The organism is Labrenzia sp. THAF35, from assembly GCF_009363595.1.
GTDB classification, from domain to species: domain Bacteria; phylum Pseudomonadota; class Alphaproteobacteria; order Rhizobiales; family Stappiaceae; genus Roseibium; species Roseibium algicola.
The window spans coordinates 1,806,253-1,825,765 of sequence record NZ_CP045380.1 but is presented as its reverse complement, the minus strand read 5'-3'; the positions used below and the strand labels follow the sequence as shown (position 1 = coordinate 1,825,765).

Genomic DNA, 19,513 nt, shown 5'->3' with positions numbered 1-19,513 from the left:
CATGACAACACCCAGCAAGCCTTGAATTTGCATTTCGAACACTTACATCATATCAAGGCTGGGCGGTGATCTCCGCCACCTCCATCTTCCAAACTTTCCCGCATTTGTGCCTCCGGCGCATTTTTCATCGGATTTTCCAATGCAGATCGGTTTTGTCCGCTCCGCCATTGTGCTGGGGCTTCTCGCTGCTGTCGGTCCATTTGCCATCGACCTCTATCTGCCCGCCATGCCGGAAATCGTGCAGGCATTGCAGACGGACGACGCTGCGGTTCATATGACCTTCACGGTCTATTTCATCGCTTTCGGGTTAGCCCAGTTGATCTACGGTCCGCTGGCAGACCGGTTTGGACGCAAGCTGCCCGCCTTCCTGGGCCTGATCGTCTTCCTCATCGGATCGGTCATGTGCGCGACCGCGGTCGACGTTTCAGCCCTGACATTCGGCCGTTTCGTGCAGGCCCTTGGTGCCGGCGCGCCGATGGTCATCGTGCGGGCCGTGGTCCGCGACCTCCACACCGGACCAAAAGCGACCAGGCTGATGGCTCTGGTGATGCTGGTCTTCAGCGTTTCGCCGATGCTGGCACCGCTCGCCGGCAGCCTGATCATCCAGTTCGGCAGTTGGCGCCTGATCTTTGTGGCCCTGGGCGTGATTTCCCTTCTCGCCATGCTGCAAATGGCCTTCCTGCTGCCCGAAACGCTACCGGCCGAGCGCCGAGGCAAGATCGACCCGACAGCAATGCTGCGCAGCGCCATCTACCTGATGCGTGACAGCAGGTTCATGGGTCTGACGCTGATCGGTGGCTTCTCGCTGGCGAGTTTCTTCGTCTTCATCGCCGCAGCGCCGCTGGTCTACATGACCCAGTACCAGTTGACGCCGACAGCCTTCAGCCTTGTTTTCGCGCTGAACGCGATCGGCTTCTTTGCGTCTTCCCAGTTTGCCGCCTCGCTTGGTGAGCGCTTCGGCATGGGCAGAGTGGCATTGAGGGCCGTCAGCGGATTTGCGGCAGCCAACGTCCTGCTGGTCATTCTTGTGTGGAGCGGCATCGACGACCTGCCGGTTCTGATGGCGCTCTTCTTCATCGGCAACACCTGCCTCGGCCAGGTCATTGCTCCGGTGATGGTCATGGCGCTGGAAGAACATGGCGAACATGCCGGCATGGCATCCTCCCTTGGGGGCACCTTCCAGATGGTTGCCGGTGGCGTGATGATCCTCGTCTGCAGCCCGTTCTTCGACCGGACAGCTTTGCCATTGGTTGGCGCGGTTGCCGCCTGTGCGCTCATCGCCCTGGTCATCGCACTGCTGACCCTGCGCACGTCGCGCGAAGGCCAGGCAGTCGCCTGACGCGACAACCTTGAAACCAGTCCGCCGGAGAAACGTTACACGCGCTCTTCGGCGGACTGCCCGATTTGATCGAGTTTCTTCTGCAGGGACAAACGGTCAAGCGAAGACATCGGCAGACTCACGAAAACCGAGATCCGGTTGCTGAGCATCCGGAAGGCATCGTTGAATGCGACAGCCCTTTCGCTATCGCTTCCGGAAACGGCTGCGGGATCCGGCAGGCCCCAATGGGCTGACATCGGCTGGCCAGTCCAGACAGGGCAGGTTTCCTTCGCCGCATTGTCACAAACGGTAAAGACGAAATCCATGACCGGGGCATCCGGCGCAGCGAATTCGGCCCAGTCCTTCGAGCGCAGCTCATCCGTCTTGAAATTGAGTTTGCTGAGCAAGGCAAGTGCTTCCGGACGCACCGCTCCAGCCGGTTGTGACCCGGCAGAAAACGCCCTGAAGCGGCCCTGTCCCTCCCGGCTCAGGATCGCCTCCGCCATGATCGACCGGGCGGAATTGCCAGTGCACAGGAAAAGCACGTTGTAGACATCGCCGGACATTTGATCCCCCTCAACCTCAACAGGTCTCTCCGCAGGCGATCGTCTCGATGACCTGCGCACAAAGTTCCGGATGACCACCACAGCAATCGGCCATCAGAAACGTCAGCAACTCGCTTATGCCGTCAAGATCGGCGAAGTAGCGGATCGACCGCCCCTCGCGTTCATTTCGGACCAACCCGGACTGAAGCAGAACAGCAAGGTTCGCCGACATGGTGTTCTGCCGAACGTCCAGAGCCTCGCCGATCTCTCCGGCAGTCATTCCTGCGTCACCAGCCCGGATCAGCAACCGGAAGACTTCCAGTCTGGTTTTCTGGCTGAGCGCCCCAAAGGCGCTCAGCGCATCTTTCATATCCATAATTCATGATATTTCGATTTGTCAGAAACAGGCAAGTCTTTTTCGCAACCAGGCGCAACATCTCGGACACGGCCCGATCTGGCTCGTAACCGTCATTTTCAGCAAGTCGCTTGCAACCGGCCTTCAGAGCTGCTGACCTGCCTGGGAAACCGCGCGGGGCAGATAATGAAAACACTGAAAAATCCTTTCCTCGGCAAAGGCCTTCCCGAGCAAAGCGGGCTTGCGGATGGATCCGTGTCGCAGGACGTCGCCGGAGCAGAGAACCTTTTTCGGAAATGCCCGCGTGCGGATGAAACCCCGCTGCTGATTGCGAATGACCTCGCGGCCGGTCTTGCTATCGGCAACCTTGCCCTCAAGGACGAACGGCAGCGCATGGGCCTTGGCAGCTTCAAGGCACTTGGCGCGGCCTATGCGATTGCCAAACTGGCGGACAGCCGCGTTCGGGGCGGACTTGCCCAGTCTCACGCTTCCGCGCTGACCGGCAGGACCTTTGTCTGTGCGAGCGCCGGGAACCACGGCATGTCCCTTGCGGCAGGCGCTCCGCTGTTTGGGGCCAAGGCTGTCGTCTTCGTTGCCGAAACTGTTCCAAGCGCCTTTGAGGCCCGACTCAAGGCCCGGGGCGCTGATGTTGCCCGGGCCGGAGCCACCTATGAAGACAGCATGGCGGAAGCCCAGAGACGCGCCGACGCCGAAGGCTGGACCTTGCTGCCGGACAGCACCTGGCCGGGCATGACCGCCGCCGGACACGACGTCATGGAGGGCTATCTTGTGATGGCCGCGGAAATTACCCGGCAGATCAAGACACCGCCCACGCATGTCTTCCTGCAGGCGGGTGTCGGCGGACTTGCCGCCGCCTGTGCCGTCGGCGCTCGCCTGACTTGGGGCCGCGATGTAACCATCGTCGTGGTGGAGCCGGAATACGCACCCGCCCTCATGGCCAGCATCGAAGCCGGAAAACCCGTCACGGCGCCCGGCCCGGTGTCGAACATGGGCCGGTTAGACTGCAAGGAACCCTCGCATCTGGCGCTGAAGCACCTGGCCAGCGAAGCCGATTTCTTCGTGACCGTTTCCGACAGCGAGGCGGCGGAAACGGTCGACTGGCTGGGCAACAACGGCATTGCGACGACGCCATCCGGTGCGGGCGGTATCACAGCCGTTCGACATGCAGGTCGCGGGGCATCGACCCTCGGCCTCGGACCGGAAGCCCGGGTGCTCTGCTATCTTTCCGAAGGACCGGAAGATGTCTGAACAGGATTTTCCTGAAGACGAATTTGCCGCGCGCACGCAAGCAGCTCAAAAAGCCATGCATTCCCAGGGCATCGAGGCGCTGTTTTTCACGACCGAAGCCGAAATGCGCTATTTCACCGGGTTCCGGACCCTGTTCTGGCAGAGTCCCACGCGGCCCTGGTTCCTCGTGGTGCCGGTAAACGGCAAGCCGATTGCGGTCATTCCGCAGATCGGCGCGCACCTGATGGCGAGCACCTGGATTGACGATATCCGGGTATTTTCCGCCCCGCACCCCGTCGATGACGGCATCGCCCTGCTCGCGGACACCCTCAAGGGCTTCACGAAAATCGCCATGCCGATGGGGCGCGAAAGCGTGCTTCGCATGCCGCTTCGCGACTTTCAGCGCCTTCGAGATCTCACCAACCACGCTGAATATCTGGACGGAACCGGTGTGATCCAGAGCCTCAGGATGGTGAAATCTGAACGTGAAATTGCTCTCCTGCGCGAGATTTGCGGTATCGGTTCGGAAGCATTTGCCAGGGCACCGGAGCTTTTCCACTCCGGCCAACCGCTCAACGAGGTTTTCCGGTCCTTCCGGATCGAGCTTCTGAAGCAAGGTGCGGACGATGTGCCTTATCTGGTCGGCGGAGCCGGACAGGACGGCTACGGCGATGTCATTTCTCCCCCCTCGGCCCGGCCCCTACAGGAAGGGGACGTCCTGATGCTTGATACGGGTGCCACCAAAAGCGGATATTTCTGCGATTTTGACCGCAACTTTGCGATCGGCCAGGCGAGTGATGCCGTCAGATCCGCCCATGAAACACTTGTCCGGGCCGTTGAGGCAGCTGCCGAAATTGCCCGCCCGGGCCGTACCTGTGCCGATCTATTCCAGGCCATGGCCAAGGTGCTGGACCAGGGCGAAGGTGACGTCGGCCGGCTCGGCCACGGACTTGGCATGCAGCTTACCGAAGCACCCAGCCTGACCGGCTTCGACGAGACCCCACTTCGAGAAAACATGGTGCTGACACTGGAGCCGAGCCTTGCTCTCGGCCCCGGCAGGATGATGGTTCACGAGGAAAACATCGTCATTAGAGACGGGTCGCCCGAATTCCTGACCGTGCCGGCAGGGCCTGACATTCCTGTTATCACCTGCTAGAACACCTGGAACCGCGGCATGAAACTTTCCTTCGACTGCGACAGGGGATCGGCAACCAAAGCGGCTTTCGGCCTGATCTTGCTGTCGGTTGACGAAACCATCGAGAGCGAGTTTCGGCCCCTCTTTGATCAGGAAGGCGTCTCGCTGCTTCACGCCAGAATCGAGAGCGCTTCCGAAGTCACCTCCGAAAAACTCATGCAGATGAAGGCCCGGCTGACGCACACCGCAGCCCTCTTGCCGGGAACGCGACCACTCGACGTCATTGCCTATGCCTGCACGTCCGGCGCAACGGTGATCGGATCGGATCAGGTCGCCAGTGCGATCCAGGCAACTCATCCTGGCGCACGCGTGACCGACCCCGCCCGCGCAGTCGTTGCAGCCCTGGCACACCTTGGTGTCTCACGGATCGCCATCGTCTCGCCCTATGTGGAGGAAGTCTCCGACGCACTCTGCCGTCTCCTGGAAGAAAACGGCATAACGCCCTTGAGTGTCGGCTCTTTCGGGCAAGCGGAAGAAGCCGTGGTTGCAAGGATCAGCCTGCAGTCCGTGGAAGAGGCAATCTGCGAGGTTGGCAAGGATCCGGAGATAGAAGCCGTCTTTGCCTCCTGCACCAACTTGCGCACGATGCCTGTCATTGAAGCCTGCGAGAAACGTCTTTCCAAACCCGTCATCAGCTCCAACCTGGCGCTCGCATGGCACATGATGCATCTGGCGGACCTGCCGACGGCGGACCGTGGACCGGGACGGCTCTTTGCCACCTGACCTGCAAAAAACGAACACATCCACGCCAGTACACAAGGCTGGCGAAGGTCTTCTTTCGGTGAAATTGCCGAGGCTGCTGCTATTCGACTGTTCCCGAACGGCATCAATTCGTTCACTTAGCTGGCAACACCTGTCTATTCCTTGTTGACTCGCGGGGATTTCCGGGCAAAAACACCGCCGTCTCAAGTTTTGACGATTGCGAGCCCCGATGACCCGGCTGAAAGCCGACATTCTGGATATGATGTCCCAGGCCCTTGCCAGCGCTACCTTCATGCGCGGCGAGCCCCGGACGGCTGCCGCAACCGCTCTTAAACGCACTACCAAGACCACCAAGACCACCGCTTGACGGTGCCGCTCATCCCGCCTCCCCGGGGATGGGAGGCGCCGGGAGCCGGCCACGCCCATCCAGAACCGGGCGGCTGGCGAAGCGGGGAGACGGACAAGGACTAGTCAAAGATGGGTTTCAAGATCGCAATTGCAGGCGCTACCGGCAATGTCGGACGCGAGATGCTGGACATTCTCGCTGAGCGCGGCTTTCCGGCAGACGAAGTCGTCGCCCTCGCTTCCCGCCGTTCCCAGGGCACCGAAGTCTCCTTCGGCGACAAGACGCTGAAGGTTCAGGCCATGGAGAACTACGATTTCTCCGACACCGACATCTGCCTGATGTCCGCCGGTGGCACCGTTTCCAAGGAATGGTCGCCGAAGATCGCTGCCAAGGGCTGCATTGTCATCGATAACTCTTCCGCATGGCGCTACGACGCGGATGTGCCGCTGATCGTGCCGGAAGTGAATGCCGTTGCCGTTGCCGGTTTCACGAAAAAGAACATCATTGCCAATCCGAACTGCTCCACCGCCCAGCTGGTCGTGGCGCTGAAGCCGCTGCATGATCACGCAAAGATCAAGCGCGTCGTCGTTTCCACCTACCAGTCGGTTTCCGGCGGCGGCAAGGAAGCGATGGAAGAGCTGTTCAACCAGACCCGTGCGGTTTTCGTGAACGATCCGATAGAGCCGAGCAAGTTCACCAAGCGCATCGCCTTCAACGTGATCCCGCACATCGACAGCTTCATGGAAGACGGCTACACCAAGGAAGAATGGAAGGTGTTGGCGGAAACCAAGAAGATGCTCGATCCGGCCATCAAGGTGACCTGCACCGCCGTTCGCGTACCGGTGTTCATCGGCCATTCGGAAAGCGTCAACATCGAGTTCGAAAACGAGATCACCGCTGAAGAAGCCCGCAACATCCTGCGCGAAGCTCCGGGATGCCTCGTCATCGACAAGCAGGAAGATGGCGGCTACATCACGCCATACGAAAGTGCCGGCGAAGATGCGACCTACATCTCCCGCATCCGCGAGGACGCGACCGTTGAAAACGGCCTCAACATCTGGGTCGTTTCCGACAACCTGCGCAAGGGCGCGGCGCTCAACGCCGTCCAGATCGCCGAGGTTCTCGTGAACCGCGGCCTGATCACGCCGAAAAAGGCAGCAGCCTGATCGACAGTTCAAACGGGCGCCTCTGGCGCCCGTTTTCTTGTGGCCTGCCGGCTGCTATCCGGTCGACGGCACTGCGAAGGTCCTGAAGCGGGAACCGCGTTCCCGACACGTACCAAGCAGCCCCCCGAGCCATCGATCCAGGCCCCGGATTTCCTCTGTGCGGGGAAGCTCGATGCGCTATGTCGAGCGTTGAAGCGACAACACCCAGCTCAGCGCCACAAACCCGAACATTGCCGGCGACCGACAGGTTTTGATGTTGACAGGCTGCGAAAACAGCATCACCTCTGTCATCCCCTATTCCCGGCGTTCGCAAAGGCCGCCAACGAGTTTTCTCCCATGCCCTCTGAATTTGACGGGTCGTTCACCGACTTCCTTGAAAGCACCCCCGGCGGACGCTTCACCGACTGGCTGGCAGCTTGCGCAGAGCCCTACTGGAGCGATGCGACCAGCCACCCCTTCACTGTTGCGATCGGCGACGGCACCATGCCGGAGGAAGCCTATGCGCGTTATCTGATCGAGGATTACACCTTCGTCACGGATCTCGCTTCCACTCTGGGATATCTCGTCGCCAAAGCCCCCGGAATGCCTGCCAAGTCGCGGCTCTCCGGTTTCCTAGCTCTGCTGACCTCGGAGGAAAACGACTACTTTCTGCGTTCATTCGAGGCGCTCGGCGTGGAACCGCAAGTTTACGAGACCGCAGCACAGGGCCCTGTGACCCGCGCTTTCTCGCAGCTCCTGCTAAAATCGTCCGGACAAGGCAGTTACGCCGAAGGGCTTGCATGCCTTCTCTGCGCGGAATGGTGTTATCTCACCTGGGGCCAGCGCGAAGCGGGAAAACCGCGCCCGGATGCGTTTTATCTCGCCGAATGGATTGACCTGCATGCCGTGCCTGGCTTCGAGGCCTTCGTGACCTGGATCCGGGCGGAAATGGACCGGATCGGCCCCACTCTGCCGGAACCCGAGCAAGCCCGCGTTGCGGGCCTTTTCCGCCAGATGAGCAAACTGGAAGTCGCCTTCTTCGAAGCCGCCTGGACCGGCAAAGTGCCCGGTCCGGAGGACGATCTGTTACGGACCTGACCCGATGTTTCTCTATGAAGCCGCAGCCCTCGGCGCGGCTGCCCTGTGGGCACTGACGGGCCTGCTGTCCACCGGCCCCGCTCAGCATCTCGGCGCGATTGCCTTCAACTGTACCCGCATGGTGCTTGTGGCATTGATGCTGTGTGCCTGGGTGTTCCTGACCACGGGGTGGAGCTCCATCGGCGACGCGCAGATGCTGCCTCTTGTCCTGTCCGGTTTCGTCGGCATCTTTCTTGGCGACACCGCGCTTTTCCTGACGTTGAACCGCATGGGTCCACGCCGGACCGCAATGCTGTTCTCTCTGAATGCCCCCATGTCGGCGATCCTCGGCTGGCTGCTCTTGAACGAAGACCTCAGCCCCACGCAGATGGTCGGTATCGGCCTTACCTTTCTGGGGGTCCTGCTGGCCATCCGTTTCGGCAAGCGCAAATCCCAGCTTCACAAATGGGAAAACATCAAGGGTCCGGTGTGGATTGGCGTGCTTCTCGGCCTTGCCGCGGCACTGTCCCAGTCAGTCGGCTCCCTCATTGCCCGTCCGATCATGGAAACCGGCGCTGACCCGGTCGCAGCCTCCAGCATACGCGTCGGCGTTGCAGCTGTGGGGCTGCTGCTTCTGACACGCCTTCCGGTCAGCTGGGTCAAGCCGGCAGGAAACTTTACGCTTCCTGTCGTCGGCCTGATCGCCATTTCCGGCTTGCTCGGCATGGGTCTCGGCATGACGCTGATCCTGTTCGCGCTGTCCGGCGGAGAAGTCGGTATCATCGCAACCCTGTCGGCAACGACACCCGTCCTCATGCTACCGATGATGTGGTGGCGAACCGGGGAAGCACCGGCACTCGGCGCCTGGGTAGGCGCGGCAGGCGTTGTGGCAGGCAGTGCGCTGCTCTTTGCCAGCTAGGCAAAAGGAAGTTGGCAGATCGGAACAATGGATCTACAAGTGTGAGAGGAATATGGGAGCCGGATTCGAACCGGTACTTTGCAGCGGGCTGCAAGCGGGTAGTTCCGACCTCACCCGGCTCCCTAACGCCAGTATCGATAGTTTAAAAAACACCCGAAACGAATTTCGAGGACCGACCGCCCCTCGAGTAAGCAACCGGCAAAAACACAGCTGACACCAAACAAGACGTTCCAGCTTAAACAGCCATACCGCCCCGACGCAGCCAGGAAGATCTTATGCCCCTACGGCATATCTCCTATTCCCCATCTGGGGAATATATCGGTACTTTTTTCGAAAAATTTACTTAAACCCGTTTCTCAACCTCGCCTGAATTACTACTACTGGGTGTATTTTTGCAACAAACACCTCAATGACAGGAACAGGCGTCAGCATCGATTTACAGCCAAGCAGCGCCATTCGGCCGCCAAAACCGAACGGTAATGAGCGCAAATCAACGCAAACTGGCTGCCTGTTCGTCGGGGCGCGAACCATCCGAAATCACATTTATGCCATCTGCGGGACATCCATCTTGCGCTACGTCCATGTCCGGCATGTCGCTTAGACTTTGGCGCAGGATCGGCGCCAGGTGATCGACAAAGCGGCGCACCTTCGCCGTCACCAGTCGGTTTGAAGGATAGACGGCATAAATGCCGCTTTCAGGTAGCGTCCAGTCCCGCATCACCCTGACCAGGACCCCCTCATTCAGCTCAGTGGCAACCGCCCAACGGGGGAGTGCCGCCAGGCCGATACCCGACACGACCGCTGCCCGTAGCGATGCCGTGCTGTTGCAAATCATCACGGGAGACAGTGAAACGGTGTGCTTCTGTGGCGACAAGAACGGCCAGTCCCGTGCCCAGTAGAGCGCAGCGAACCCGATGCACTTGTGGTCCGGAATGTCGACGGGATGTTGCGGCACCCCATGCCTTGCGATGTAGTCCGGTGCGGCACAGACGAGGATCTCCGACATGCCGAGTTTACGGACAATTGTCGCAGGCTCCGGTTCACGCACGATCCTTATCGACAGGTCGAGACGCTGCTCAACGAGGTTGACCATGCGCATGTCTTCGACGATTTCTGCTGTCACTTGCGGATTCTCTGCAAGAAAAGACCCGAGTGCCGGAATGATAAATCGGTCAGCAAAAGCTTCAGGCGCACCGATCCGCATATGGCCAACTGGAGTTTCCTGATACGCCATCACTTCAGTTACGCCTGCGTGTGCCTCTTCCAGTGCACGGGTACAGCGCTGGTAGAAGATCACACCGGCTTCGGTTGGTGAAACGTGACGGGTGGTCCGGTCGAGAAGGCGTACCCCCAGACGTTTTTCCAGGGCAATGACACATTCGCTGACACGGGATTTGGACAAGCCGAGCTGCTCGGCAGCCCGGGTAATGTTTCCGGCTTCAACCACCCGGGCGAAGATCTCGATTGCATCAAAGAGTGCCATGCGAACGTCCTGTGAAACCGGACAATCTGTCCGGAGTATCGCCACTTCCGCAATTTCGGGAAAGTCGTATTTTTTGCCCTCGCCGCAGTTTGCGGCTTGAGGAGACCCATTATGACAGCAATTTTTAATGCAGCCGCAATCGCGGCGCACCGGGACGCTTGCGAAAACGAAATACTCGGCTTCCGCCGCTTAAGGGTGCGGAGTGCCGATACCGGCGGACGGCTTGGATTTTTTGAGGAAATCGTTCCGCCCGGAGAAGGTGTCCCCCTGCACATCCATCACAAGGAAGACGAGATGTTCAATGTCCGCGAAGGTCATTTCCGCATCTGGTGCGCCGATGAAGTCTTCGACGTCCATCCAGGTGATGTCGTCGTCCTGCCGCGCGGTGTCCCGCATGCGTTTCGCAATGTCGGCGATGTCGAGGGCTGGCTCGATGTGACCGTTACGCCCGGCGGGTTCGAAACAATGTTCGCACGCGCTGCCGAAGCCGGCACTGAAGGTGCAGAACGTTTCATGGAACTTGCTCCCGACTACGGCCTGGAAATGCTTCCAGGTCAGGCTGCGGCTTAGGAGGCGGCAATGATCTGCTTGGTCTTCCAGAGAACCATTCTGGCTTTTGCCGTGCTCGCGGCCTTTTCAGGATCCGCGTCCGCGGATGAGAACAAGGCTTCACGTGGAGCCTATCTTGCCCGGATCATGGCTTGCGCCGATTGTCACAGCCCGCGCGGACCGAACGGCGCGCCGATGCCCGAAGCCGGGCTCATCGGCGGCAATGTCGGCTTTGAAATTCCGCAGGCAGGTATTGTCTGGGGCCCGAACCTCACGCCCGCCAATGGCGGTGCGGGATCCTGGAGTACGGAAGAAATCGTAACGGCCCTGACGACCGGCGTTCGACCAGACGGACGGTTGCTCATTCCCGTTATGCCCTGGCCTGCCTACGCCGGACTGACCACACAGGACGCCGAAGCTCTTGCGAGCTACCTGCAGTCCCTGACACCGGATGACAATCCCGTTCCAGGGTTGATTGCGCCGGGGGAAAACGCCCCTGCCCCCTATTTCACGATAAAGTTTCCAGGATAGGGCACGACGATGCCGTTGGCCTGACGGCCAACGGCGCCTGGAAGCCGAATTCGGGCTATCCTCCAATCGACTGCCCGTTAACGTGCCTGCCGACGCCACCTTTCGGCATAAGGCAGGGCAAAAAGGTAAAGTCCCGATACCAGCAAGAAGATCAATGGCACCAACGCCAGTAAACCGATCCAGAGTGCCGGCTCGGACTGCCCCATGGCAGCCAGATTGACAACCACGGCCAGCGTAAAGGCTATGGACAGCCAGCGGTGCAGCTGACGGATGATCTTGTTCCAATTCATGGTTTGCTCCTGGTGATCACGACGCAAGATCCCGTCTGCCGGAAAGATCCGTCAGCAAAGGGTTCTTGAGAGTTGGAGGTGTGCGCTCAGGCCGCCGCGCGGCGGACTGTCAGACTTTGGCTGATTTCCTGCGCGATTTCCTGGCGGCCGAGGCAGCGGCATTCTGCTCGGCGGCTGCACAAACGAGGGCTTTCAGCGCCGCTTCATCGATGTCTGCATCCTCGAACAGGTCGATTGCCCGGCGCACGTTGCCGTCCAGGCTGGAATTGAAGAGACCAGCCGGATCATCAAGTGACGCGCCTTTTGCGAACGTCAGCTTCACGGCTTTCTTGTAAGTCTCGCCGGTGCAGATGATGCCGTCCTTTTCCCAGACGGGAACACCGCGCCATTTCCAGGCTTCCTCGACTTCGGGAACCGCATCGTGAATGAGGGCGCGCATCCGCGCCAGTGTGCGTCCACGCCAGTCGTCAAGTTCTGCGATCCTGGCGTCAATCTGCTGCGCGGGGGACATTTGATTGTCCATGGTCGTCTTCCTTGCGGTTATCAGGCGTCTTTGCCGGCATCGTCCAGCCGCGCAACAACGCTTTCCAGCGCTTCCATGAAGCGGGGCCAGGCGGCGCTTGCACCGCGATAGTAGGGCAGCTGTTCCTGCGTGAAGCCGATTTGCTCCATACGCAGAAGGGTGCCGTTATCCGTCGGGGTCAATGTCCAGGTCACGGTGCTTCGAAGATCCTTGGTGTTCCAGCTGTAGGCCAGCGCTTTATGCGGCTCGATCGACTGGACTTCGCAATCGACCATTCCCCAGTCGGCACTCAGGTCGAAGCGGTGGCCGACAACCGGTTTGAAGGCATTTTTCATGAGCCATTCCTCGATCAGGTGGGGCTGGGTCAACGCGCGCCAGATCTTTTCCGCGGGAAAGGGAATTTCCCGTTCCACGACAACAGCAAGGGTATCTTCGTCCGAGAAACTCATTGGTCCATTCTTCTCAAAAGGTCTTCCAGATCGTCGAACCGGCGTTCCCAGAACACGTTCATGCGCTGAGTCCAGTCGACCAGTGGTGCGAGCGCTCCGGGCCTGGCGCTATAGTGCGACTGCCTGCCCTCCTGGCGGTCCGTGACAAGCCCGGCCTCCTTCAGGACGCCAAGATGTTTGGAAACTGCGGGCTGGGAGACACCGGCCTGGTCGGTCAACACCCGCACCGTCAGCTCGCCCTCTCGGCAAAGCCGCTCGAACAACGCCCGCCGGGTCGGGTCTGCCAGCGTCCGAAACAGAAGGTCAGGTGTTGGCTCACTCAAATTCATAACTCCACGGTTATTGATTTGATTGATAACCTCGAAGTTATGAATGAGTCAAGGCACAATTCAGACCTGCACCGCTTCCCGCTTGCGCGCAAGTGACGGCAGGCAGACGGTGCGGCCATCGGCGAACTGTTCGATCCGCACATCGACACCATAGACTTTGCAAAGAGCAGCGCTTGTCAGCACTTCCTTTGGAGGGCCATCCGTCTTGATGCGACCATCGTGAAGCAAGGCCACCCTGGTTCCGATTGCAAAGGCGTGATCAGGGTCGTGGGTCGACAGGACAACAGTCAGGCCGTCCGCCGCAAGACCCGCAACTTCGGAAAGCACCAGTGCCTGATTCCCGAAATCGAGACTGGCTGTCGGCTCATCCATCACGAGGACACGTGTTTCCTGCGCAAGTGCCCTGGCGATCAGCACCAGTTGCCTCTGTCCACCGGAAAGCCGCGTATAGTCTGCACCGGCGAGTTCCCCGATACCGAGCCTTTCCAGCGCCGCCAACGCGACGTCCCTGTCACGCGGGCCGGGCTGCTGAAAGGCACGCAGTTTTGCGGTTCGGCCCATCAACACGACTTCCAGAACCGGAAAAGCAAAGGGCGCGGCGTGTGCCTGTGGAACGTAGGCGATCCGCGTCGCGATATCCGCACGGGACAGCGACTTCAGCGGCCGTCCTTCCACCAGCACCGTGCCGCCACGCGCCGGCAGCAGCCCCAGAAGCGTCTTGAAAAGAGTGGTCTTGCCGGACCCGTTGGGCCCAAGCAGGCAATAGACGTCGCCAGAGGAAGCGGTCAGGTTCAACTCGCTCCCGACATCGTGGCCCGGATAGCCGATGGACAGGTTTTCAGCCCTGAGCTTCACGCCCATGCCCGCCTCCCTCTGGCAAGCAGCCACAGGAAAAATGGCGCACCGACAACGGCGGTCAGAATACCGAGCGGGACTTCTGTTCCCGAGAGCGTGCGTGCCAGCGTGTCGACTGCAAGAAGGTATCCCGCACCAAGCAAGGCTGCTGCCGGCAACAGGCGCCCGAAACCAGGGCCAACAATCATTCGGGCGATATGCGGAATCACCAGCCCCACCCAGCCCACGACACCGGCAATGGCGACGACGCTTGCGGTGATCAAGGTCGCGCAGAAAATGACAACAAGCCGCAGTCGACCGGCCTCCACTCCAAGCGCCTTCGCTTCTTCATCCCCCAGAGACAGGACGTTGATCCGCCAGCGCAACAGGAACAGCGGGACAAGCCCGAACAGAACTGCAGGTACCGCCGGCAGGATATCGCCGGCCTTCACCCCTGCCAGACTGCCCAGCAGCCAGAAGGTGATCGCCGGAAGCTGGTCATAAGGATCTGCCAGCACTTTCAGCAAGGATGTCGCCGCCCCCGCCAGAGCACCGACGACGACGCCTGCAAGCACAAGGACAAGCGTGCTGTCTCCACCGCGCACCGTCGCGGCAACAAAACCGACGAGAGCAACAGCGGCAAGACCGCCAGCAAAACCCATCAGCTGGATTGCCGCGACAGGAAGCGACAGGAAGATGCCAAGCACGGCCCCGAGCCCCGCGCCGGCAGAAACACCGAGAATATCCGGTGACACCAGCGGATTGCGGAAAAGGGTCTGGTAACATGCACCGGCGGCAGCAAGCGAAGCGCCGACCAGCAGCGCGGCAACCACCCTTGGCAGACGGATCGACAGCAGCACCGTGTCCTGCGTTCCCGAAGGCTGTGCGCCGGATACGACGCGCGCCAGCACACCGACGGCCTCGGACGGCGTAAGCGGAAACGGACCGATCAGAAGAGCCGCGAAACTGCCAAGAACAAGCGCGAGGCCGAGCCATACGAACAAGCCGGAACGCGCGAAAGAAGTAGATTTGCCGGTCAGGGAGCCCGCCCCTTTGCCCATTCCAGCAGAGTGTCGAGCTCTGCTTCACTCAGGTCCACATGATACCACAACTTATAGAAGTCGGCGGTTTCCTGACGCAGCTCCCCATCCCAGAGTTCGGGATAGAATAGGCCTGCAAGCCATTTCAAACCCATCATCCGATTGACGGACGGCGGCCTGTCGATCCAGCCGAAAGGGGCCGTTGGCGACAGGAAAACCCGGCCGTCACGTACCGCGGCAATGCCTTGCCACAGGGGATCCTGCCAGACAGCTTCATAGAAGCTACGGTCCCACGTCACGATTGTGTCCGGGTTGGCAACGATAATCTGCTCGGGACTTGCCTGCACCAGTCCGTATTGCCCGGGCACATCGGCAACGTTGCGTCCACCGGCCTTTTCGATGATTTCGGTGTTGATCGAGCCTTTCAGGCCTGTTTCAAGTCCATCCGCCCCACGGGCGAGGTAGACACGCGGCCTGTCCGCCTCGGGTACGGCACCGAGTGCCGACGTCAGTGCGGTGAAGGTTGCCTCGACATCTGCAGCCAGAAGATCTCCACGCTCCGGAACGCCAAGCGCCTCGCCCACAAGACGCAACGCGCCGGCGGTTTCATCGAACCGGCCGTTGACCAGAAGATAGGGAATCCCCGTCTGTTCCTGCACACGGTCGGCAAGATCGATATAGGTATCGCGGACGGACCCGAAATCGATGATCAGATCGGGTTTCAGGGCAAGAACCCGCTCCAGGTTTGCCTCCCCGCCGCGTCCGGTCAGCCGGCCGGTCTCGGGCAGGTCCCGAAAGGCTTCGGCGATAAATGGCTTCTCGTAGTCCCGCAGCGCTCTCGGCCAGCCGAGCAGCGCTTCCGGTTTGAGCGCGTAGACGAGAATGGACGCCGGAGGCCCGGCAGCAAACACCCGGGTCACTGTATCCGGGATCTCGACCGTACGACCCGCGGAATCGGTAACGCTTCGCGCCAGGACGGACGTCCCCGAAATGCAAAGCAGGAAAAGGCAAATGGCGGCCAGGCGCGTCATGTTTCCTCCAGCATTCTTGTAACTGACCGGGGGTTTCTTTTCATTTCAGTTCAGCTTCAGGAAAGCGACAAGACAGAAACTCCATCGGTACAGAGATGGATCATGCGGAGAAAATACACAAAAACAACATAAACTGCAGCTCTTTCACGGATCTATGAAACGCTCACTAAACTGTGATTATCACTGCTATTTTTACGCGAATTTTCTTTCATTCTTAATTTACGCAAATCGACAAAGATGATCCCAATTATGACCTTGGGGGAAATGATGAAGAAGTTCTTGTCCCGATTAAGCGTGACTTCGACGCTCGCAATTATTTCTGCCAGCGTGCTTGGAATATCGATGATTGTTGTGGGCTTTATCCTGTATCAGGTCGCTCTTGGTCAGGCGCAGGACCGTGCCCAGGTCAAACAGGAAATCAACCTTCGCGTGGCCGCGACGCTGTTTCAGGACCGCATCGACGGTGCAAAGGTCACCTGGGACGCGAACAGCAACGTCAAGCGGATCGAACTGGCCGAAATGCCAGTGTTCGAAAATCATGACATGATTGACGCCGTCGGGCGCATGACAGGTGAAACCGCGACTGTTTTTGCCTGGGATCCGGAAACGAAGGATTTCTGGCGCAAGACCACCAACATCATCAAGGGTGACGGCAAGCGTGCCGTCGGAACCCAACTCGGCCAGAACGGCGCGGTTTATCCTGTCGTTACCCAGGGCAAGACCTTTCACGGGCAGGCCACCATTCTCGGCAAGGACTACTTCACTGTTTACCAGCCGATCTTCTCATCCAAGGGCGATATTCTCGGCATCCTTTATGCCGGCGTGGAAAAGGCCGCAGTCGAAGCCAACGCATGGGAACTGACCAGCCGCTACGCGATGCTGGTGCTGCCGGTCGTCGCCGTTTCGGTGGTCCTTCTGATCCTCGCAATTCGCCGCCAGCTGCGTCCGATTACACGCCTTGCGGCAATCACGGACCAGATTGCGCAGGACAATCTCGCAGACGAAGTCCCCTTCAAGGAACGCTCCGACCAGATCGGCACGCTTGCCCAGGCCGTCAGCACCCTGCGTGACAGGGCCGTCGAGCGGATCGAACTGACCGAGCACCAGCGCACGTCCGAAGCCGCTGCGATCGACCGCCAGAACCGTGTTCAGGGTCTGATCGAAACCTTCCGGACCAATGTCTCCAACGTGCTCAACTCGGTCAACGAAACCGTTCATGGCCTGGAAGGCACTGCGGGACACCTCTCCGACCTGTCCGGCCAGAGCGCCTCAAGCGCGACGGAAACCCTGAACTCTGCCGATGAAGCAACATCGAGCGTTCAAACCGTGGCCAGTGCCGCGGAAGAACTCTCTGCGTCCATCAGCGAAATTTCCCGCCAGGTGGCCCAGACGACGGAAGTTGTTGGCCGGGCAACCGAAGGCACCCGCATGACCAACGAAAAGGTGGAAGGCCTTGCAGCCTCCGCCTCCAAGATCGGCGAAGTGGTAACGCTCATCCAGGCGATTGCCGAGCAGACCAACCTGCTGGCCCTCAACGCCACCATCGAAGCGGCACGCGCCGGGGAAGCCGGCAAGGGCTTCGCGGTCGTCGCAGCGGAAGTGAAGGAACTGGCCACCCAGACCTCCAAGGCGACCGAGGAAATCAGCGCCCAGATCACCGCCATTCAGGATGCGACCAAGGACTCGGTCGGTGCGATCGCGGAAATCACCAAGATCATGGAAGAGGTGAATTCCTACACCAGCACCATCGCGGCAGCCGTGAGCCAGCAGGGCTCGGCCACCGGCGAGATTTCGCAGAACGCCCAGAATGCCGCCGAAGGCACCACCTTCGTGTCGTCCTGCATGTCCGACCTTTCCAGTGCGGTCAATCAGACGTCACAGGCTTCCCAATCGGTTCTGGACGCATCGGAAATGCTGTCCTCGCGCACGGAAGAGCTGAAACAGGAAGTGGAAACATTCCTGAACGGTGTGGCAGCCGCCTGAGGCAACCAACCATCGACAATTTATCTTGTCAGGAAGGCGCGGACATCGTCCGCGCCTTTTTCGTTTTCGGCATCCTGTATTCGCTCAGAACTCTCCCGACATCAGAGCCCTGCGTCGCGGCAATCAGCCTCCAACCACGTTCATCCAGAGACCGCACAGGCCAGCTCGCCCGGCACGTTGGTGAGCGCAGGAAACGTCGAGCACCTGAAAAGGCGAGACTTTCAGCCCTGCAACCGTCACGCAGCACTTTTCGCGTAGCCAAAACTTTGCTGCACTGCACTCGATTATTCACCAAGTGCCTTTAACGTTTACAGGCAGGCCAATTCACACAGGCGGTTAAAGGGAAGTGTCCGAAGCAAAAATTACTCAGCATCCTGCGTATTTTTACTTGGCAGATTTACTAAACCTTTTTTAGGTTTTTTCTACAATCCTTGATTTCAACCAAAATTGTTTCAGATGCCAATTGATCATGGTTCAAATTTTAGTTGCGGCAGTGGATTTCGGAAATTTTCCATCGCGTTTCGCCAGAATCGCGACCCTCTACCCGACAAAACGAATTGCCTTCTCCCGCCCCAACCTGAGGGACATCAAGCCCCGCTCGCTGCTTCTTGTCGACTTTCTGGACCTTGGCACTGACCACATCAAAATACTTCGAGATTTTTCGAGAAGCGGCCAATCCGTGCCGGCGCTCGGCATCGTTGACACAAAAAGCAGACAGAGCGTGCTGCAGGCGCGCGAGCTTGGCTTCTACAATCTGATAGATCGCGAGGAAAAATTCGCGACACTGTTCGAAAAAATACGCGAAGTGGTGGGCGACTATTCCAAACCGACGCTGCCCAGCCGGTACTCGGAGAAAATCGTCAAGTCGGTTGAAACCACCAGCATGGGCTTGAACCTGATGTCGGCCGCAGCCCTTTCCGGCGCTCCCCTGCCCATGCAATTCCTGGCTACCAACGCCCAGGACATCACCTCGGTCATCATGACGGACGGTCTCGACAGTTGGTTGAGTGCGGTTCAATGCCACCACAGCCACACCTTCTGCCACACGATGATGGTCGCCGGGCACACCGTTTCGTTTTCGCGTGCACTCGGCCATTCCGAAGCGGAGCAGACAATTCTCGGCCTGGGTGCACTGGTGCACGACCTGGGCAAGGTCAAGATCCCGCTTTCCATCCTGGACAAGCCTGGCAGGCTGACCCTGGAAGAACGTGAGCTTGTCAACAAACATCCGCTCTTTAGCCGGGAGATGCTGGCAACGCGCCAGGAAGTTCCAAAGCAGGTTGTCGAGATGGCGCTGTGTCACCATGAGTTTCTGGACGGAACCGGGTATCCGGATGGCCTCAAGGGCAATCAGATCTCGCAAAGGGTCAGGCTTCTGACGATCAGCGACATCTATTCCGCCCTCACCGAAAAACGAGCCTACAAGGACAGCCTCAGTCCGCGCCAGGCCTTTGCGATCATGTTCGAGATGAAGGGCAAGCTCGACATGGACCTGTTGCGAAAATTTAGAACCCAGGTGCTGAGCTCGGAATTCGGCCGTGTCCGGCGGCAGGCCAGGGCCTGAGACCTGGGAAAACACCCCAAGGCTGCAGCGCTAAATTCGACACCGCCCCAGGATTGC

At 59.5% G+C, this 19,513-nt stretch carries 22 protein-coding genes; 12 read left to right on the top strand and 10 right to left on the bottom strand.

What is annotated here, in order from left to right; translation table 11 throughout:
* Positions 1-139: 139 nt before the first annotated feature.
* Positions 140-1,339, top strand: coding sequence for a multidrug effflux MFS transporter (locus FIU93_RS08450; RefSeq protein WP_055659725.1), 1,200 nt, complete (start codon positions 140-142; stop codon positions 1,337-1,339).
* A 35-nt stretch (positions 1,340-1,374) separates the two neighbouring features.
* On the opposite strand, the gene FIU93_RS08445 is transcribed toward FIU93_RS08450, so the two are convergent.
* The gene (locus FIU93_RS08445) at positions 1,375-1,884 is read right to left on the bottom strand and encodes an arsenate reductase ArsC (protein ID WP_152505344.1); all 510 of its coding nucleotides are present in this window, start codon (positions 1,882-1,884) and stop codon (positions 1,375-1,377) included.
* 16 nt (positions 1,885-1,900) lie between these two features.
* Positions 1,901-2,239 (bottom strand): metalloregulator ArsR/SmtB family transcription factor, encoded by a 339-nt coding sequence (locus FIU93_RS08440; protein WP_055659730.1) that lies wholly within the window; start codon positions 2,237-2,239, stop codon positions 1,901-1,903.
* Positions 2,240-2,404: 165 nt separating this feature from the next.
* Here FIU93_RS08440 and FIU93_RS08435 point away from each other — a divergent pair, with 165 nt between their 5' ends.
* The 7 genes from FIU93_RS08435 (at position 2,405) to FIU93_RS08410 (ending at position 8,850) form a co-directional block, all read left to right on the top strand.
* Positions 2,405-3,487: a pyridoxal-phosphate dependent enzyme gene (locus FIU93_RS08435; RefSeq protein WP_173017294.1), complete on the top strand. Its 1,083-nt coding sequence runs from the start codon at positions 2,405-2,407 to the stop codon at positions 3,485-3,487.
* On the top strand, positions 3,480-4,622 hold the full coding sequence (locus FIU93_RS08430; protein ID WP_152505343.1) for a Xaa-Pro peptidase family protein: 1,143 nt from the start codon (positions 3,480-3,482) through the stop codon (positions 4,620-4,622). Before FIU93_RS08435 ends, FIU93_RS08430 begins: the two co-directional genes overlap by 8 nt.
* 18 nt (positions 4,623-4,640) lie before the next feature.
* The gene (locus FIU93_RS08425) at positions 4,641-5,384 is read left to right on the top strand and encodes an aspartate/glutamate racemase family protein (RefSeq protein ID WP_152505342.1); all 744 of its coding nucleotides are present in this window, start codon (positions 4,641-4,643) and stop codon (positions 5,382-5,384) included.
* Between the two features lie 208 nt (positions 5,385-5,592).
* Positions 5,593-5,730: a hypothetical protein gene (locus FIU93_RS31360; RefSeq protein WP_006937785.1), complete on the top strand. Its 138-nt coding sequence runs from the start codon at positions 5,593-5,595 to the stop codon at positions 5,728-5,730.
* A 110-nt stretch (positions 5,731-5,840) separates the two neighbouring features.
* Positions 5,841-6,875 carry an aspartate-semialdehyde dehydrogenase gene (locus FIU93_RS08420; RefSeq protein WP_152505341.1) on the top strand — a complete coding sequence of 345 codons (1,035 nt, stop codon included), beginning with the start codon at positions 5,841-5,843 and terminating at the stop codon, positions 6,873-6,875.
* Between the two features lie 336 nt (positions 6,876-7,211).
* Positions 7,212-7,952 carry a TenA family protein gene (locus FIU93_RS08415; protein ID WP_152505340.1) on the top strand — a complete coding sequence of 247 codons (741 nt, stop codon included), beginning with the start codon at positions 7,212-7,214 and terminating at the stop codon, positions 7,950-7,952.
* Between the two features lie 4 nt (positions 7,953-7,956).
* Positions 7,957-8,850 carry a DMT family transporter gene (locus FIU93_RS08410; protein WP_023002874.1) on the top strand — a complete coding sequence of 298 codons (894 nt, stop codon included), beginning with the start codon at positions 7,957-7,959 and terminating at the stop codon, positions 8,848-8,850.
* Between the two features lie 490 nt (positions 8,851-9,340).
* On the opposite strand, the gene FIU93_RS08405 is transcribed toward FIU93_RS08410, so the two are convergent.
* The gene (locus FIU93_RS08405; protein WP_152505339.1) at positions 9,341-10,333 is read right to left on the bottom strand and encodes a LysR family transcriptional regulator; all 993 of its coding nucleotides are present in this window, start codon (positions 10,331-10,333) and stop codon (positions 9,341-9,343) included.
* A 111-nt stretch (positions 10,334-10,444) separates the two neighbouring features.
* Between FIU93_RS08405 and FIU93_RS08400 the strand changes: the two genes are divergently transcribed.
* Together FIU93_RS08400 and FIU93_RS08395 are read left to right on the top strand one after the other, a co-directional pair.
* The gene (locus FIU93_RS08400; protein ID WP_055659738.1) at positions 10,445-10,903 is read left to right on the top strand and encodes a cupin domain-containing protein; all 459 of its coding nucleotides are present in this window, start codon (positions 10,445-10,447) and stop codon (positions 10,901-10,903) included.
* 9 nt (positions 10,904-10,912) lie between these two features.
* Positions 10,913-11,413, top strand: a complete 501-nt coding sequence (locus FIU93_RS08395) for a c-type cytochrome (RefSeq protein WP_152505338.1) — start codon at positions 10,913-10,915, stop codon at positions 11,411-11,413.
* A 77-nt stretch (positions 11,414-11,490) separates the two neighbouring features.
* On the opposite strand, the gene FIU93_RS08390 is transcribed toward FIU93_RS08395, so the two are convergent.
* The 7 genes from FIU93_RS08390 to FIU93_RS08360 all read right to left on the bottom strand — a co-directional run bounded on the left by FIU93_RS08390 (position 11,491) and on the right by FIU93_RS08360 (position 15,909).
* Complete coding sequence (locus tag FIU93_RS08390) at positions 11,491-11,703, bottom strand: hypothetical protein (protein WP_023002870.1); 213 nt, start codon at positions 11,701-11,703, stop codon at positions 11,491-11,493.
* A gap of 109 nt (positions 11,704-11,812) precedes the next feature.
* Complete coding sequence (locus tag FIU93_RS08385; protein ID WP_152505337.1) at positions 11,813-12,226, bottom strand: DUF1801 domain-containing protein; 414 nt, start codon at positions 12,224-12,226, stop codon at positions 11,813-11,815.
* 20 nt (positions 12,227-12,246) lie between these two features.
* The gene (locus FIU93_RS08380; RefSeq protein ID WP_023002868.1) at positions 12,247-12,675 is read right to left on the bottom strand and encodes an SRPBCC domain-containing protein; all 429 of its coding nucleotides are present in this window, start codon (positions 12,673-12,675) and stop codon (positions 12,247-12,249) included.
* Entirely contained in the window at positions 12,672-13,004 is a 333-nt protein-coding gene (locus FIU93_RS08375) for a metalloregulator ArsR/SmtB family transcription factor (protein WP_023002867.1), read from the bottom strand. The genes FIU93_RS08380 and FIU93_RS08375 overlap by 4 nt, the downstream gene beginning before the upstream one ends.
* A gap of 60 nt (positions 13,005-13,064) precedes the next feature.
* Entirely contained in the window at positions 13,065-13,859 is a 795-nt protein-coding gene (locus FIU93_RS08370; RefSeq protein ID WP_152507541.1) for an ABC transporter ATP-binding protein, read from the bottom strand.
* Positions 13,856-14,842 (bottom strand): iron ABC transporter permease, encoded by a 987-nt coding sequence (locus FIU93_RS08365; RefSeq protein WP_031270200.1) that lies wholly within the window; start codon positions 14,840-14,842, stop codon positions 13,856-13,858. Before FIU93_RS08365 ends, FIU93_RS08370 begins: the two co-directional genes overlap by 4 nt.
* Before the next feature lie 32 nt (positions 14,843-14,874).
* Positions 14,875-15,909: an iron ABC transporter substrate-binding protein gene (locus tag FIU93_RS08360; protein ID WP_152505336.1), complete on the bottom strand. Its 1,035-nt coding sequence runs from the start codon at positions 15,907-15,909 to the stop codon at positions 14,875-14,877.
* A gap of 342 nt (positions 15,910-16,251) precedes the next feature.
* Here FIU93_RS08360 and FIU93_RS08355 point away from each other — a divergent pair, with 342 nt between their 5' ends.
* The gene (locus FIU93_RS08355) at positions 16,252-17,892 is read left to right on the top strand and encodes a Cache 3/Cache 2 fusion domain-containing protein (protein WP_209010314.1); all 1,641 of its coding nucleotides are present in this window, start codon (positions 16,252-16,254) and stop codon (positions 17,890-17,892) included.
* A 469-nt stretch (positions 17,893-18,361) separates the two neighbouring features.
* On the top strand, positions 18,362-19,456 hold the full coding sequence (locus FIU93_RS08350) for an HD domain-containing phosphohydrolase (RefSeq protein WP_023002862.1): 1,095 nt from the start codon (positions 18,362-18,364) through the stop codon (positions 19,454-19,456).
* The last annotated feature ends 57 nt before the right edge of the window (positions 19,457-19,513 follow it).

What these genes read in the sequence shown, in the direction of transcription:
- FIU93_RS08450 (WP_055659725.1), top strand. Translation starts at nt 140, where the DNA reads ATGCAGATCGGTTTTGTCCGCTCCGCCATTGTGCTGGGGCTTCTCGCT.
- FIU93_RS08445 (WP_152505344.1), bottom strand. Translation starts at nt 1,884, where the DNA reads ATGTCCGGCGATGTCTACAACGTGCTTTTCCTGTGCACTGGCAATTCC.
- FIU93_RS08440 (WP_055659730.1), bottom strand. Translation starts at nt 2,239, where the DNA reads ATGGATATGAAAGATGCGCTGAGCGCCTTTGGGGCGCTCAGCCAGAAA.
- FIU93_RS08435 (WP_173017294.1), top strand. Translation starts at nt 2,405, where the DNA reads ATGAAAACACTGAAAAATCCTTTCCTCGGCAAAGGCCTTCCCGAGCAA.
- FIU93_RS08430 (WP_152505343.1), top strand. Translation starts at nt 3,480, where the DNA reads ATGTCTGAACAGGATTTTCCTGAAGACGAATTTGCCGCGCGCACGCAA.
- FIU93_RS08425 (WP_152505342.1), top strand. Translation starts at nt 4,641, where the DNA reads ATGAAACTTTCCTTCGACTGCGACAGGGGATCGGCAACCAAAGCGGCT.
- FIU93_RS31360 (WP_006937785.1), top strand. Translation starts at nt 5,593, where the DNA reads ATGACCCGGCTGAAAGCCGACATTCTGGATATGATGTCCCAGGCCCTT.
- FIU93_RS08420 (WP_152505341.1), top strand. Translation starts at nt 5,841, where the DNA reads ATGGGTTTCAAGATCGCAATTGCAGGCGCTACCGGCAATGTCGGACGC.
- FIU93_RS08415 (WP_152505340.1), top strand. Translation starts at nt 7,212, where the DNA reads ATGCCCTCTGAATTTGACGGGTCGTTCACCGACTTCCTTGAAAGCACC.
- FIU93_RS08410 (WP_023002874.1), top strand. Translation starts at nt 7,957, where the DNA reads ATGTTTCTCTATGAAGCCGCAGCCCTCGGCGCGGCTGCCCTGTGGGCA.
- FIU93_RS08405 (WP_152505339.1), bottom strand. Translation starts at nt 10,333, where the DNA reads ATGGCACTCTTTGATGCAATCGAGATCTTCGCCCGGGTGGTTGAAGCC.
- FIU93_RS08400 (WP_055659738.1), top strand. Translation starts at nt 10,445, where the DNA reads ATGACAGCAATTTTTAATGCAGCCGCAATCGCGGCGCACCGGGACGCT.
- FIU93_RS08395 (WP_152505338.1), top strand. Translation starts at nt 10,913, where the DNA reads ATGATCTGCTTGGTCTTCCAGAGAACCATTCTGGCTTTTGCCGTGCTC.
- FIU93_RS08390 (WP_023002870.1), bottom strand. Translation starts at nt 11,703, where the DNA reads ATGAATTGGAACAAGATCATCCGTCAGCTGCACCGCTGGCTGTCCATA.
- FIU93_RS08385 (WP_152505337.1), bottom strand. Translation starts at nt 12,226, where the DNA reads ATGGACAATCAAATGTCCCCCGCGCAGCAGATTGACGCCAGGATCGCA.
- FIU93_RS08380 (WP_023002868.1), bottom strand. Translation starts at nt 12,675, where the DNA reads ATGAGTTTCTCGGACGAAGATACCCTTGCTGTTGTCGTGGAACGGGAA.
- FIU93_RS08375 (WP_023002867.1), bottom strand. Translation starts at nt 13,004, where the DNA reads ATGAATTTGAGTGAGCCAACACCTGACCTTCTGTTTCGGACGCTGGCA.
- FIU93_RS08360 (WP_152505336.1), bottom strand. Translation starts at nt 15,909, where the DNA reads ATGACGCGCCTGGCCGCCATTTGCCTTTTCCTGCTTTGCATTTCGGGG.
- FIU93_RS08355 (WP_209010314.1), top strand. Translation starts at nt 16,252, where the DNA reads ATGATTGTTGTGGGCTTTATCCTGTATCAGGTCGCTCTTGGTCAGGCG.
- FIU93_RS08350 (WP_023002862.1), top strand. Translation starts at nt 18,362, where the DNA reads ATGGTTCAAATTTTAGTTGCGGCAGTGGATTTCGGAAATTTTCCATCG.